General features: G+C 62.7%; 11 protein-coding genes. 5 read left to right on the forward strand and 6 right to left on the reverse strand.

Annotated elements, in window-relative coordinates; all coding sequences use genetic code 11:
• The 3 genes from OHL12_RS00870 to OHL12_RS00880 are packed head-to-tail and all read right to left on the reverse strand — an operon-like array spanning position 1 to position 3223.
• Positions 1 to 888, reverse strand: a complete 888-nt coding sequence (locus OHL12_RS00870; protein ID WP_263411954.1) for a sugar phosphate isomerase/epimerase family protein — start codon at positions 886 to 888, stop codon at positions 1 to 3.
• 22 nt (positions 889 to 910) lie between these two features.
• Positions 911 to 2482 (reverse strand): GMC oxidoreductase, encoded by a 1572-nt coding sequence (locus OHL12_RS00875; RefSeq protein ID WP_263411955.1) that lies wholly within the window; start codon positions 2480 to 2482, stop codon positions 911 to 913.
• Positions 2483 to 2497: 15 nt separating this feature from the next.
• Positions 2498 to 3223, reverse strand: coding sequence for a gluconate 2-dehydrogenase subunit 3 family protein (locus OHL12_RS00880; protein ID WP_263411956.1), 726 nt, complete (start codon positions 3221 to 3223; stop codon positions 2498 to 2500).
• A 123-nt stretch (positions 3224 to 3346) separates the two neighbouring features.
• Here OHL12_RS00880 and treZ point away from each other — a divergent pair, with 123 nt between their 5' ends.
• Positions 3347 to 5188, forward strand: coding sequence for a malto-oligosyltrehalose trehalohydrolase (gene treZ, locus OHL12_RS00885; protein WP_263411957.1), 1842 nt, complete (start codon positions 3347 to 3349; stop codon positions 5186 to 5188).
• 61 nt (positions 5189 to 5249) lie between these two features.
• On the opposite strand, the gene OHL12_RS00890 is transcribed toward treZ, so the two are convergent.
• A complete protein-coding gene (locus OHL12_RS00890) occupies positions 5250 to 7754 on the reverse strand; it encodes a glycogen/starch/alpha-glucan phosphorylase (protein ID WP_263411958.1) in 2505 nt (834 codons plus the stop codon).
• A 129-nt stretch (positions 7755 to 7883) separates the two neighbouring features.
• Here OHL12_RS00890 and OHL12_RS00895 point away from each other — a divergent pair, with 129 nt between their 5' ends.
• From OHL12_RS00895 to OHL12_RS00910, 4 genes are all read left to right on the forward strand, one after another.
• On the forward strand, positions 7884 to 9038 hold the full coding sequence (locus OHL12_RS00895) for a diflavin oxidoreductase (RefSeq protein ID WP_263411959.1): 1155 nt from the start codon (positions 7884 to 7886) through the stop codon (positions 9036 to 9038).
• A gap of 122 nt (positions 9039 to 9160) precedes the next feature.
• Positions 9161 to 9976 (forward strand): MBL fold metallo-hydrolase, encoded by an 816-nt coding sequence (locus OHL12_RS00900; protein ID WP_263411960.1) that lies wholly within the window; start codon positions 9161 to 9163, stop codon positions 9974 to 9976.
• A 30-nt stretch (positions 9977 to 10006) separates the two neighbouring features.
• Positions 10007 to 10873, forward strand: a complete 867-nt coding sequence (locus tag OHL12_RS00905) for a deoxyribonuclease IV (protein WP_263411961.1) — start codon at positions 10007 to 10009, stop codon at positions 10871 to 10873.
• A gap of 204 nt (positions 10874 to 11077) precedes the next feature.
• On the forward strand, positions 11078 to 11845 hold the full coding sequence (locus OHL12_RS00910; protein ID WP_263411962.1) for a hypothetical protein: 768 nt from the start codon (positions 11078 to 11080) through the stop codon (positions 11843 to 11845).
• Positions 11846 to 11900: 55 nt separating this feature from the next.
• Here the strand turns inward: OHL12_RS00910 and OHL12_RS00915 are convergent, their stop codons facing one another.
• Both OHL12_RS00915 and ftsZ read right to left on the reverse strand, forming a co-directional pair.
• Positions 11901 to 13166, reverse strand: a complete 1266-nt coding sequence (locus OHL12_RS00915) for a penicillin-binding transpeptidase domain-containing protein (protein WP_399260241.1) — start codon at positions 13164 to 13166, stop codon at positions 11901 to 11903.
• A gap of 178 nt (positions 13167 to 13344) precedes the next feature.
• Positions 13345 to 14928 (reverse strand): cell division protein FtsZ, encoded by a 1584-nt coding sequence (ftsZ, locus tag OHL12_RS00920; protein ID WP_263411963.1) that lies wholly within the window; start codon positions 14926 to 14928, stop codon positions 13345 to 13347.
• Positions 14929 to 14954 lie beyond the last annotated feature (26 nt).

The raw sequence follows: 14954 nt of genomic DNA on the forward strand, positions 1-14954 counted from the left end.
TTAGGCCTTGAGCGAGCGCCAGAAATCCGCATCGATCTTCAGCGACTCCTGCCACGGCACGTCAAAGGCTTCCTGCTCGACGAAAGCGTGCGTGATGTGCTGATTCTTTGCGGCCTGGGCGAATACGGGACGGTAGTCGATGGAGCCTCTGCCCAGCTCAGTGACCACGCTTTCTTCACGCTTGTCCGGTTGCGGGTTGGCGGCCAGCTTGAAATCTTTCACGTGCAACATGCTGAAGCGGTGCGGATGCTGCTGCATCAATTGCACCGGATTTACACCCGCCACGTTCACCCAGCCCGCATCCATCTCGAAGGTCACCTTGGCGGGGTCGGTCAACCGCAGCAACTCCTCGTACGGAACCTTGCCTTCAACGGGGATGAACTCGCCCGTGTGGTTGTGATACCCAAAGTGCAGGCCAACTCCGTTTGCCTTCTCGCCGACGCTGTTGAACTGCTCCGCCGCATAGTGCCAGTCGTCCAGGGACATCGGCGAGTGAGCGTTAGGGAAGGTGCCGTCGCGCTTCGGCGACGAAGGACAGATGAGATAAGTGCATCCGAGCTCCTTAACGAATGCTGCCGTCTCATCAAAACGCGTAGTCACGTCGGCGAAGCTGTTGTGTGAACTCACGCATCGCAGACCCGCCTTGTCTAGGGCAGCGCGGATTTCCTTCGCCGGCTTTTTCGGCAGCGCGGCCGATTCCACCTCGGTGTAGCCAGCCGCGTGAACCGCAGCGAGTGCGCCATCCAGGTCCTGTGCCATCTGCTGGCGAACGCTGTACAGCTGCAGGCCCGCAGGCAGACCTAGCGGGTTTGCCCAGGCAAAACCCCCGCGCATCGACAGGGCAAGGCCGGCAGCGGCGGTGGAGCAAAGAAAGGTTCTGCGAGTCATGGACACGTTTCGGGTCTCCCGGTTACACGTTCAGCTTATTCATCTCCGCGGCCAAATGCTCAGAGGCCCGCATGGACAGGGACGCAATGGTGATGGTCGGGTTCTGCCATCCAGCGCTGGTGAATGCCGCGCCATCCACTACGAAGAGGTTCTTGTGATCGTGACTCTGATTCCACCGATTCAGCACGCCCTTCTTCGGATCGTCGTGCATGCGGCAGGTTCCAACCTCATGGATGCTGTATCCCGGCGGGTTGGGAACGACGTTGCTCGACAGCACCTCAAACCCGGCGTCGTGGGCCATCTGTGACCCGGTCGCGACTGCGTCCTTTGCCATCGCGTATTCGTTGTCGGTGTACTTTGTCTCCACATGCAGCACCGGTATTCCCCACGCGTCCGTCACGTCGGGGTTGATGCGGACGTGGTTTTCGTAACGCGCCAGCACCTCGCCCATGATCGTCATGTAAAAGGCTGAGCCGTGGTACTCGTCCATCTTGCGCTGCAGTTCGGCCCCATAGGCTGCGAAATTCCGCGGCTCCAGGCCACCCGCACGGCTGGTCACGTTGAAGGCGTAGCCCCGCAGGAAACGCGGATCCTTCGTCGTGATGTTGCGGAAGCGGGGAACGATGGCGCCCCCGCCCATCAGCGCTGGGGTTGCGCGTCCGTTGCGCGCTTCGGGCACGCTGCAGGTAACCCCGGCACCGTAAATCTGATCGCAAAGGTAACGACCCACTAGGCCGCTGCTGTTGGCCAGCTTGCTGTTCAGCAGCAGTCGTGTGCTCTCCAGCGTGCCCGCGGCGAGCACAATCACGCGCGCCTTCACCTGCATTTCGCGGTGCGACAGGCGATCGATGAAGATGACGCCGTTGGGCCGCCCGGTGCTTTTATCGACAGTGATCTCGCGCACGATCGCGTTTGAGACCGAAGTCAGCTTGCCTGTCCGTTCGGCGTCCGGAATCAGCAGGTTCACAGAGCTTGCCAGACCGTCGCGCCCACGTGCCGTGCGCTGCTTGCACACGGCAACTCCAACCGGCTTGCCCGCCGCGATGAAACGCTTCATCGACTCGGTCCACGGAGCGTCGTCGATCACAAAGTTGCCGTCCGGCATCTGCGGCGGCCCGTCCTTCGCCCCGTATACCTGGAAGATGTCCTCAACCCGCGAGTAGAACGGCGATAATTCCGCGTGGTCGATCGGCCAGTCTTCGCCGAAACCGTCGTGCGACTTACCCTTGAACTCGTAATCGCTCAAGCGGAACGACTGTCGCGACCAGAACAGAGATCGCCCGCCAAATAGCCGCACCCGCACCCAGTTGTAAGGGTTCTGCGGAGCAAAGGTGTAGGGCACCTCCTGCTCGTCAACCCATACATTGGTGTTGTATTCGCTGGCCTGGAACACGTGTTCCAGCTTGCCGGGTGGCTTGAAACCGCGAAACGGCAATTCGTACGGTGCTTTGCGCTGCGTGTGCCGACCTACATCGGCTACGGGCCCGGCGTTCAGCATCAGGCACTTCACGCCCTTTTCGCAAAGCACCTTGGCGGCCATGCCGCCCGCATGACCGGAGCCAATGATGAGCACGTCTACAGGTTCGTTGGGCATGACTTTCCTGATCGTTTAGCGAGGGTAGGAGGGGGACGTGTTGGACGACTTGGGCGCTGCCTGTACGGGCGCCGGCCGCTGGTGGACCGCGCGGTAGTTGTCAGCGCTGGTGTCCGGATCGATGGGCGACCAGTACATCTGTGCCGCGTTGGCATTGCCGCGGCCGTGGGTTTCGGCATTGACCCAGGCGCGGCTGTTCATGGTCGCGGTGCGAATGTCGGCGTGGGCGATGTTCACGAAGTCCGCATGCGGTTCGGTGGGCGGATGATCGCTCATCCACGTCCGTAGCCACGGCCGCAGCACCGCATCGGCCTGCTCTGGTGTGGTCTTTGCAAACGGGACACCGTTCTTGCGGCGCGACTCCGCCTCCAGCCAATCCAGGCCGCCGGTATACAGCGCCTTGCGCGAGGCAGGGGAGTCGCCGATCAGGAAATCGAGAAACTGCGGAGTCTGCGCTTCCACGGCACCCGGCATCTCTCCCAGAGGCGGCAGCAACACGCTGCTGAGATGGATCAACGTCGCCATCTGCACGGGCGAGAAGAAGTCCGCGTCGGTGGCGGCAACGTCGTCCGGCGTTTCCGTGTGGGGAAGGGGCGTCTTGCTGTTCAGGCCCAGCGTCCACGGCACCGGTGCCGGTGGTGGAGGCAATGGATTCTGTGTGGTCGCCGCCTGCTGTGTCCACAGCGCATCCGGCAGAACGCAGGCGCCTGCCACCATCCACACGAACCTTCGACGCTTCATCGGTTCAGCTCCTGGGGTTAGCGACACTTGTAGTGCAGCGACCACAGCACTGTCAACGCTGGCAGCGGAGGCGCCAGTGCGACGGCAGGCGGTGCTACAGCGTAAGCGTGCATCCAAACGCCTGTGCCCGACCCAGCGCTCCACGGCCAATTTACGCTTCACACGAGTCATCCCATGCCCTTCGGCGCGCAACTGATGCCGGAGGATGGCGTACGCTTCCGGCTCTTTGCGCCCGGAGCTGAAACAGTGCGCTTGCGCCTGGAGAATGCCGGCGATGATCTGCCGATGCAGCGTTCCAAGGAGGGCTGGTTTGAACGCGTCGAGCCAACCGCCGAAGCTGGCAGCCGGTATCGTTTCGTCTTGGAGGACGGAACCGCGGTTGCCGATCCGGCGTCGCGCTTTCAGCCAGACGATGTTCACGGCCCAAGCCAGGTCATCGATCCTCTCGCATTTGCCTGGGCCGATGGTGGGTGGCAAGGCCGCCCCTGGTCGCAGAGCGTGCTCTACGAATTGCACATCGGCACGTTCACGCCAGAAGGCACGTTTGCCGCAGCCGCTGAGAAGCTGACTCTGCTCGCTGAAATCGGCATCACCGCGATCGAGATCATGTGCCTGGCCGATTTCGCGGGCAACCGAAACTGGGGCTACGATGCGGTTCTGCTGTATGCGCCTGACTCGACCTATGGGCACCCGAATGACCTGAAACACCTGATCGACGTCGCACACCGGCACGGCATCCAGGTGATCCTGGACGTGGTGTACAACCACTTCGGCCCGGAAGGGAACGACCTGCCGAAGTACTTTCCGCAACTGCTTACGAAAGATCACTGCACCCCGTGGGGCGATGCTCTGAACTTCGATGAAGACAACGCCGGAGATTGCGCCAGGCAGGTGCGGGAACTCATCATCCAGAACGCGCTGTACTGGGTTGAAGAGTTCCACGTGGACGGCCTGAGACTCGACGCCACCCACGCCATCGTCGACACGAGCAAGGTGCATGTGCTGGACGAGTTGGCCTCGCGGGTCCACGAGTTCGGCGCAGCGCACCAGCCGCCACGCCAAATCCACCTGATCCGCGAAGACGAACAGAACGTCGCTCCGAAGCTGTTGCGCAATGAGAAGGGCCATTGCGAGAAGTTCACGGCGCAGTGGAACCATGATATGTCGCATCTGCTGGGAGCAGCCATGCGACAGGATTTCTCAGGTGCGCAAGAGGACGAGGAAACCACCAAGCAGGCGGAGAGCGTTGCCGAAGGTTTCATCATCGCAGTGGAAGAACGCGGTGAGTCTGGCGATGTCCGTTGTCATGTGCCTCCGACTGCGTTTGTCTCGTTCGTGCAAACTCACGACCTGATCGGGAACCGCATCGGAGCGGAGCGGATTCACGCGCTGGCGCCGCCGGCAGCCGTGCGAGCCGTGATGTCCCTGCTGCTACTCACGCCACAAATTCCCATGATCTTCATGGGCGACGAGTTCGGCGCGACCACGCCCTTCCCCTACTTCTGCGACTTCGGTGGCGATCTGGGCAAGGCTGTAAGCCGGGGTCGGCGCGAGTTTCTCGCGCAATTGCATAACGCGGACGAGGCGGCACTGAAGAACGCGCCCGACCCGCAACAGGAGAGCACTTTTCTTTCCGCAAAGCTCGATTGGGCACAGCGGGAAGAGTCGACCTGGCCGGACTGGTACCGCCGCATCCTAGCAGTCCGGCAGGAGCATGTGAGCCCATCTCTCGAGAGTCTGCATCAGCGATGCGGAGAGTTCCGGGTTCTGCGCGCCGGAGCATTTCAGATCGGGTGGGATCTGGACGGGAAGCGTTTGGAGGTGTCTGCGAACCTGCGTCCTGACGCAACCGATGGGTTCGACGCGGGCGGCGAAACGATCTGGCTGGAAGGGCAGTCGAGCGTTCCCGGTAGCCTCGACGCATTCTCCGTGCGATGGAGTGTGACGAGCTCGACAAGGTCCTGATCTGGGCACAACGCTGGAGTGGCGACGCGAGGCAGCACCTCACGCCACTGCTCCCGGCGCGCTACCTGTCCAGGTTGATCTTCCAGATGTTCTGGCAGTACTCGCGAATCGACCGATCGGAGCTGAACTTGCCCGATCGCGCCGTGTTCAGCAGGCTCATGCGGCTCCATTTCTTGCTGTCGCAGAAGATCTTGCCAGCCTCGGACTGAGCTCGCGCGTAGTCGTCGAAGTCGGCCATTACGAAGTAGCGGTCCACCTCTAGCAGGTCGCGAACGAGCGGAGCGAACGTGTCGCGGTCTCCGTTACTGAATCTGCCGTCGCGCAGGCCGTCCATCACTTCGCGAAGCAAGGGGCTCTTTTCGTAGAAGTCGCGCGGACGGTACCCGGCCTTCTGCTTTTCTGCGATCTGTGGTGCGGTCAGGCCGAAGAGGAAGAAGTTCTCCTCGCCGACCTCTTCGCGGATTTCGATGTTCGCGCCGTCCAGCGTGCCGATGGCCACCGCGCCGTTCATCATGAACTTCATGCAGCCCGTTCCGCTGGCCTCTTTGCCCGCGGTGCTGATCTGCTCACTCAGGTCGGCGGCAGGGTAAATCCGCTGCCCGAGAGAAACGCTGTAGTCCGGGACGAACAGGACGCGCAAGAGGTCCTTGGTCTGCGGATCCTTGCCAACCAACTCGCCGACGGTGCACACCAGCTTGATCATCAGCTTGGCGTAGGTGTAGCTGGGTGCGGCCTTTCCGCCAAAGAGGAAGGTGCGCGGCGGCAGGTCTTTCAGCTCGCCGCTCTTGATGCGGCAGTACAGGCCCAGAATGTGCAGAGCATTCAGGTGCTGCCGTTTGTACTCGTGGATGCGCTTCACCTGCACGTCAAACATGCTCGCCGGGTTCAGGCTTACGTCCATGGAGCGCTTGATGAAATCTCCGAGGCGACCTTTCGATTCCTCCTGCCGCTTGCGCCACTTGTCGAGGAACCCCGCGTCATCCACGTAGTCCTCCAGGCCGCGCAGGGCATACAGGTCTGTGTGCCACGCGGTGCCCAGCACCTCGTTCAGCAACGCTGTGAGCGGTGGGTCCGCCAGCATCAGCCAGCGACGCGGTGTGACGCCGTTCGTCACGTTGGTGAACCGATTGGGGAACGCCTCGTAGAAGTCCTTCAGCGTGTCTTCCTTCAGCAGTTCCGAGTGCAGCTTGGCCACACCGTTGACCATCTTGCTGCCGACCACGGCCAGGTTGGCCATGCGGACCTGTTTCTCACCGTCTTCGCCGATCAGGCTCATGCGCGCCCACCGAGCAGTGTCGCCGGGGAACTTGGCCTGCATGTCTTTCAGAAAGCGCCGATTGATCTCGTAGATGATCTCAATGTGGCGCGGCAGCAGGCTGGCGAAGATCGGCAGCGGCCACTTCTCCAGAGCCTCCGGCAGTAGCGTGTGATTCGTATAGCCGAACGTAGCCTGCGTAATCGTCCACGCCTCGTCCCAGCCGATCTCTTCCTCGTCGGTGAGAATGCGCATCAACTCCGCGATGCCGATGGACGGGTGCGTATCGTTCAGTTGCACCGACCACTTGTCGGCGAACTTCTCGATCGGCAGTTTCTGCAGCTTGTGCAGACGAACCATGTCCTGCAGCGAACACGACGTGAAGAAGTACTGCTGCATCAGCCGCAGCCGCTTGCCCTGCTCCGTCTCATCAGGCGGATACAGCACTTTGCTGATCGTCTCCGACTCCATTTTGTCGCGCACGGCGCCCATGTAATCGCCGCGATTGAAGATCTCAAGGTCAAAGCTGTCTTCCGCTTCCGCTTTCCACAGCCGCAGGCGGTTCACCTGCTTGTTGCGATAGCCGGGAATGGGCGTGTCATACGCCACGCCCTTCACCGTGAAGGCGGGCACCCACTTCCAGATCAGCTCGCCTGTCTTTTCGTCCTTAGTGGTTTCCGTGTGGCCGCCAAAGCTCACATGCTGTGTCGCTTCCGAAGCCGGAATCTCCCAGGGGTTGCCGTACTCCAGCCATTTGTCGGAGTGCTCCACCTGCCACCCGTCGCGAATCTCCTGGCGGAAGATGCCGAACTCGTAGCGCAAACCGTAGCCCACGGCCGGTACTTCCAGCGTGGTCATACTGTCCATGTAGCAGGCTGCCAGACGTCCCAGGCCGCCGTTGCCCAGGCCGGGTTCGGGCTCCTCGTCCGCCAGTTGGGTCAGGCTGTAGTGCAGCTCGTCACAGGCCTTTTCCGCGGAATCGGTGATGCCGAGGTTCAGCATCGCGTTCAACAGGTGCGGTCCCAGCAGGAACTCCGCAGACAAGTAGCACACCACGCGCACGTTGTGCTGCACGTAGCTCTCTACCGTCGTGATCCAGTCGTCCATCACACGATCTCGCACCAGGTGTGCCATGGCGCGGTACTGGTCCAGCGTGTTCGAGAACTCGACCGGCTTGCCGATGGTGCGGCGCATGTGTCGCAGAAACGCGAGTCGGATACCGTCGGCTGAGCGGTTGTCCTGCGCCGCAATTGCCGTGGTGCCGCTTGTCTCCGTTTCGCTCGGCTGCTGCCCGTGTGACGCGTCCTGCAATTGAACCCCCTGTGATGACCGCGAATCTTCATTGTCGCAGAGGGTAGTTCAAACCCGTGTAAACGGCTCCGCCATTGCTACGGAAACCCGGGGCTGGTAGCCTTAGAGATTGAGAAAACCGCCCAAAACATGAGCACAGAGAACCAGACGTACACCCGAAACAATCCTTTCGTCTCCACCATGCTGGTCAACTATGTGATGACCGACAGCGACTCGGAAAAAGAAACGCGTCACATTGAACTGGCGCTGGACAAGGGCATGGAATACACGCCCGGCGACGCCGTGGGCATCCTGCCGACGAACCGCGACTCTGAAGTCGAGGACGTCCTTAAGGCGCTCGGCTACAAGGGCGATGAGAAGGTGCTCGACTTCTTCAAGAAAGAAACCACGCTCGATGACGCACTGCGCACCAAGCTGCACATCGGCAAACTGACCCGCGGTTCGGTGAACAGCTACGCGAAAATCGCTCCCGAGTCGACACCCGGTCTCGACTTCCTGAAGTCGCTCGCCGGCCAGGACAACAAGTCCCGCGCGGAAGAGTACGTCTGGGGTCGCGAGTTCCTCGACCTGATCACCGAGCACCCTGGCGGCATCACCGACCCGCAGCAGCTCTTCACGGTCCTCGGCCGCCTCACGCCGCGCATGTACTCCATCGCGAGCTCGCAGGCAAAAACGCCCGACGCCGTGCACACCACGGTTCGCGTGGTGCGCTACCACACGCACGGCCGCGATCGGCAGGGACTGTGCTCCGGACACCTGGGCGAGCGTGCCGATGCGGGCGCCACCCTGCCCATCTTCCTCCATGCCAACCAGAACTTTCGTCTGCCGGAGGATACGTCCGCGCCCGTCATCATGGTCGGCCCGGGCACCGGCATCGCCCCGTTCCGCGCCTTCCTGCAGCATCGCCAGGCGCACGGTCACAAGGGCCAGAACTGGCTCTTCTTCGGCGAGCAGCGGCAGGCATCCGACTTCCTCTATCGCGAAGAATGGGAAGCTATGCTGGCGGACGGAACGCTCACCCGGCTCGACACTGCCTTCTCGCGAGACCAGAGCAAGAAGATCTATGTGCAGGACCGCATGCGCGAGAATCAGAAGGAGCTTTTCCAGTGGCTCGAGCGCGGTGCTTACTTCTACGTCTGCGGTGATGCCAGCCGTATGGCCAAAGACGTAGAGCAGACGCTGCTCGATACGATTGCCGACGGAAAGGGCTGCACGCCCGACGACGCGCAGTCCTACCTGACGGACATGAAGAAGGCGAAGCGCTACCAGTTGGACGTGTACTAGCCTTTCGCAACGACCCCGGAAAGAGGCTCCCGATTCGGGAGCCTCTTTCGTCTGCGCCGAAATCTGCCACTGCGGTGAGGAGGCGTGAGTCGCGCCGCATCCCATTGCAGAAGGAGCTTCCGATGGATGGTGTTGCGGTTTCTGAAAACGACGTTCTTCCCATGGACCACATCGCGACCGGCATCTTTGGGCTGCGCATCGCGTTTGTGAATGTCTTCGGAGTTGTCAATCCGGACGGGACCTGGACGCTGCTCGACGCCGGACTTCCTGGATCGGCGGCATACATCCGATCGTGGGCCGAGAAGCAGTTCGGAACGGCGCCAAAAGCCATTGTCCTCACTCACGGTCACTTCGACCACGTGGGTGCCTCGCGCACGCTGGCCGAACACTGGCAAGTGCCGGTCGTCGCGCACCCGCTGGAGGAGCCCTATCTCTCCGGGAAGCTGGCGTATCCTCCGCCGGATCCGGGCGTCGGCGGCGGCATGATGGCTCTGCTGTCGCCGCTGTATCCGAAAGACCCCATCGATCTGCGACCGCACCTCCGCTTGCTGCAAGCGGCAGAGGGGAGCGGCATCCCTGAACTGGAAGGCTGGCAGGTCCTGCACACGCCAGGCCACACACCGGGGCACATCTCGTTCTATCGCCAGTCGGACGACACGCTGCTCGTGGGCGATGCGTTCTGCACCACCAAGCCGGAGGCGTTCTTCCAGGCCGCTCTGGTGCAACATCCTGAGTTGCACGGACCGCCAGCCTACTTCACCTCAGACTGGAACGCGGCCCGCGCCTCGGTTCAGAAACTTGCCGGGCTATCCCCGCGGATCGTTGTACCCGGCCACGGCAAGCCGCTCTCGGGAGCCGACGTTCCCGTGCAGCTACGAAAGCTCGCGGAGCGCTTCGACGAAGTTGCACTTCCTGAGGATCACAAGGCGGACGCTTAGAGAGACGAGCGGCGAGGCTACTATCGAAAGGTGGCATCGCAGCGGCAGCGTATTGGTATCCACTTGTCCACCAGCGGCGGCACCTGGACCGCTGTGCAGCGTGCCGTTGAGTGCGGCGCCAACTGCTTTCAGATCTTCTCGTCGTCGCCGCGTACCTGGCGCGCAACACCCGTGTCCGAGGAAGACGCGGAGCGCATGCGCAGCGGGCGGGCGTTGCACAACATCGGTCCGCTGGCGATCCATGCGTCGTACCTGATCAATCTCTGCTCGCAAACGGCGGAGGTCCGCAGCAAGTCCACTGCAACCTTCCGTGGCGAGGTGGACCGCGCGCTCGCGCTCGGTGCGGACTTCCTCGTGTTGCATCCGGGGTCGTGGCGAGGTCTCACGCGCGATGAGGCCCTGCGTCACGCGGCCGAAAACATCGAGCGTGCGCTGGACGGCCTGCCATGCCAGGACTCCCGTTTGCGCATCCTCATTGAGAACTCAGCCGGGTCTGAGTTCAGCATGGGCGGAAGCCTGGATCAGATTGCGGACTTGGTTCACCTGCTGGACCGCTGTGCTCCCGTAGATGTTTGTCTCGATACGTGTCACCTGCATGTCGCCGGTTACGACATAGTGACTCCTGAGGGCTACCTGGAGACAGTGCAAAACATAGAGGACAGTTTCGGCGCGCGACGTGTGAAGGTCTGGCACTGCAACGATGCGAAGGCGCCGCAGGGCAGTAAGCTCGATCGGCATCAGCACATTGGCGACGGCACCATCGGACCCAACGCGTTCCGGCGCATTCTTATGGATTCGCGTTTCGCGCAGTGTGCGTTCATTGCGGAAACGCCGGTCGATGAGCCAGGCGATGTCTTGCGCAATGTCGCTACGTTGCGGGCGCTGGCCGCAGAGTGAAGCCTTTTCAACATCGCCTCGTCTGTACGTGCAGATTCACCCCAGAGGCACATTCGTATGAGACTCGCGAGCTCCTTAGCTCTTCTATCTGTTGCGCTTTCTGCTCCGCTCGTCGCGCAGTCTGCGCCCGCTGACCAGCCCTCGTCCCCGCAACCAGGCGCTCACCACGGAGGCCCACATGGGCATCGGCCGTTTGGCCCAGGCATGGCCGCGCATCGCGTGGAGCCCATAGCCGGAGCGCCGTTCACTGCCCAGTTTACAGAGACGTCGAACTTCACCGATCGGCAGGGCGCTCAGCAACAGCGCACCAGCACGGTCTATCGCGATTCGCAGGGCCGGGTGCGCGAGGAGATCACGCTGCCTCCGCCTCCTCCGCGCGCACCTTCGCCCAACAGCACGGGTGCGGCGCCAGAGGCTCCGTCTGCTCCCCGCGGACCGCGCACAATGATCACCATTTTGGATCCGGTCGCGAACACGGTTACGCACTTGAATGTCGATCGCCAGACTGCCTTTGTGCAGACACTGCCGCCAGACTTCTTCACGCGCCTGCAGCAGCGGGAGAGCCGCAAGGAATCCGGACAGCCTTCGCAGGCAGCCCGCAATAACGTGACGACCACCACCCTTGGTTCCAAGGTCGTCGCCGGCGTCTCCGCCACGGGCACGCAGTCCACAATCACGTTCCCAGCCCGCGACAACGGCACCGCACACACCATGACGCGGCAGACGTGGTTTTCGCCCGACCTGAAGCTGGATGTTGGCTCGTCTGAAAGCGGCGAGCGCGGAACGCGATCCGAAACGTTGACCTCCGTAAACCGCGCGGAGCCAAACCCGAGCCTGTTCCAGGTACCCGCTGGCTATACGGTGGTGAACGCGCCGGAGCACCCCTTCGGTGGCGGACATCGTGGCGGCCCGGGTGGCTTCCGCGGCAACGGCCAGGATGCTCCACCGCCGCCACCACCGCCAGCCATGTAAGAGTCGCGTGCAGAAGAGCAGAAGGCCACCCGGATCGGGTGGCCTTCTTGGCATTTCACTTGGATTGTGTCGGCGAACTCGTGGCAGAATCTGCGCCGTCCGCGTCATCGTCGTCGGTCTTCGCCGGAACGATCGGCACCACGGGATGCTGGCCGAAATAAGCGCGGTTGGAGAGCGCCCGGTAGAAGATGCCGGTCAGCTCCGCAGCCTTGGGACCAAACGTCGGCCGGCCACCCGTCAGGAAGAACACCGTCACGATGCGGCCCGTCGGGCCCTCGCCGTACGCTGCAAACCAGCCGTACCGCGTGCCGTTGTTGGAGCACGTGCCTGTCTTGCCCAGCACCGGGAAGTCTGTGAAGTTGGCGCGCAGGCTGCGTGCCGTTCCGAAACGAGCATTCACCGCGCCAGCCATGCCGGGCAGCATCTCCGGGATCGCCGACTGGATGTTGAGAGTGCGCTTCAACCTGGGCTGAAAGCTCGCGATCTCCTGCGGTGTGGTCGGGTGCTGCAGGTAAAAAAGCGATCCGCCGTTCGCGATGGCGCTGACAATCGCGCCCAACTGCATCGGCGTCATCTGCACCGATTCGCCGAACGAGCACATGCGGCCGACACCGCCCTGCGCCAGCGGCAACTCGTGATCCGGATACACGCCAAGCGTTTCACCGGGAATGTTGTAGCCCGCCAGTTCGCCCAGGCCGAACTCGTTCTCGTAGTGCTTCAGCTTTTCGAAGCCGATCTCGCGGCCCAGTACCTCGAAGTACGGGTTAACGCTCTTGGCCAACGCATAGGTCATGTTCACGCGGTAGTTGCCGCCCAGCGATACCGGCGTGTCGGCGTGGACAAGGCCCTCGCTCAGCGCGGCCAAAGCCACAGTCACCTTGATGGTGCTGCACGGCTCCGCACCCGGGCCCAGCGCCATCTTCTGGTTGACCATCGCCAGGATGCGGCCGTTGCTTGGATCGATCGCGAGCGCTGTCCCGTTGTAATTGCCCAGGGCTTCAATCAGCGAAGACCGAACCAGCGGATCTTCGCCAGCAGTCACATCGCCAAGGATCAGGTTGTCCACATTGTCGGTGAACGACGAGGCGGTGAAGCGCTCGCCATAGCGATGCGGAATACCCGTAATCCGGATGAGCCGACCGTGACGCCCCCGACGCGTGATGGTGACCACGTTGTTGCTGGACGCAACACGCCCGCGCGCACCGCGCCCAGCGTGAACCGGAGCCACATGGCCGCGGCTGTGCTGCAGGGCAGCCATGCGCCGGCTGGCGGACGCCTTCTCATGCACCGTCGCGGCGCCGTGGTGGGCAGGGCGCGCCACAACTCGGCTGTGCGCCGCGTGTGCCAATGACGGCGAAGCGGCGAGCAGCAACGACGCTGCGACTGGAAGACATTTCTCGAGGCGGGGCAGGGAAGGGAAACCAAACAGCTTCTTCAACAAAAACAGCTCCTGACCAGTTTGGACGGGCGGATGGGACCGCGGTTTCGCGCCAGCCAGGCTAGTGCGAACCGCGGCGCAGAAATGCGGGGATGTCCAGCTCGTCGTGCTCTGGCTGCTCCGGTTCGGATGCCGGGGCCAGGCCGCCAAAGGTGGGTACGCGAACGTCGGTGCGCAACTGCGGTTCGGCGTCAAACGCGGGCTCCGCGGGCGTCTGGTCTTCGCTCCTGCGGCGTCCACGATGGAAGAAGTCATCGTCGAAGACGGACGCCGGCACCGGCACCAGCTCCGGACCCTGCTGCGGCTGCGGCGCTTTCATCGCGCTCTGCATCGCGTCCGCGAAGCTGGCTGGCTGCTGCGGCGCTGTAGCCGGAGCGACCTCGTCCTGTTCGTCTTCATCGGCGCGGAAGGTTGGCGCAGGCACATACGTGGGCGCCGGTGCGGCATTGGCCGAATGAACCGCTGGCGGAGCCGGCATGATCGAGGGTGCGGGCGCGGCGGGAACGGCTGCGGGTGCAACCGGATCGGGCCGGTACACGGGCTCGGCAAAGGCCGGACGCTGCGGCTGCGTCACTATGGGCGGAGGCGTGAAGAAGCTTTCGCTGGATCCACGTCCGGTCGCCGGATAGCTCTGCTCCAGCATGCGCTCGCGGCGTTCGTTGTCGGCGCCACGGTCGCGGAAACCTGTGGCGATCACGGTGATCTTCACCTGGTCGCCCATGGTCTCGTCCTGCACCGCGCCAAAGATAATGTTGGCATCCTCGTGAGCCGCGTCCTGAATCAGGGTCGAGGCGGCGTTCACCTCACTCAGCTTCAGCGACGACGATCCCGTGATGTTGATGAGGATGCCGCGCGCACCGTCGATCGCACCGGCTTCCAGCAGCGGCGAAGCCATCGCAGCATGCGCTGCATCGATCGCGCGATGCGCTCCCGATCCGATGCCGGTGGCCATCACGGCATAGCCCATGCCTGCCATCGTGGTCTTGACGTCGGCAAAGTCGCGGTTGATCACGCCCGGAATGGTGATGATGTCTGAAATGCCCTGCACGGCTTGCCGCAGCACATCGTCGGCAACGCGGAAGGATTCGAAGAAGCCAGTGTCCTGCGCCACTTCCAGCAGCTTCTCGTTCGGGATGACGATGACCGTATCGACGGCGTCCAGCAGTTCCTGTAGACCGCGTTCCGCCTGCGACCGGCGGCGCTTGCCTTCAAAGCCAAACGGCCGCGTGACAACCGCCACGGTCAGCGCGCCCATCTCGCTTGCCAGCGAAGCGATCACCGGTGCCGCGCCCGTACCTGTGCCGCCACCCAGGCCGGTGGTCACGAACACCATGTCCGCGCCTTCCAGCGCCTCGATGATCTTGTCGGAATCTTCCAGCGCCGCGCGTCGGCCCACATCGGGATTGGCGCCCGCGCCCAGACCGTTCGTCAGCTTCACGCCAAGCTGCAGCTTGACCGCGGCCTGCGAAGTCTTCAGCGCCTGCACATCCGTGTTGGCCGCAATGAATTCGACGCCTTCCACTTTCGCCGCGATCATGCGGTTCACGGCGTTGTTACCACCACCGCCCACACCGATCACCTTGATGCGTGCGCCGCGTGGCATGTCGTCCTGGTATTGAATGCGAAGGTCGTCGTCGGGCAGCATCGGTCAAAAAACTCCTGGAGGGCGTG

The sequence above is a fragment of the Terriglobus aquaticus genome (assembly GCF_025685415.1).
In the GTDB taxonomy this organism is placed as follows: Bacteria; Acidobacteriota; Terriglobia; order Terriglobales; family Acidobacteriaceae; genus Terriglobus; species Terriglobus aquaticus.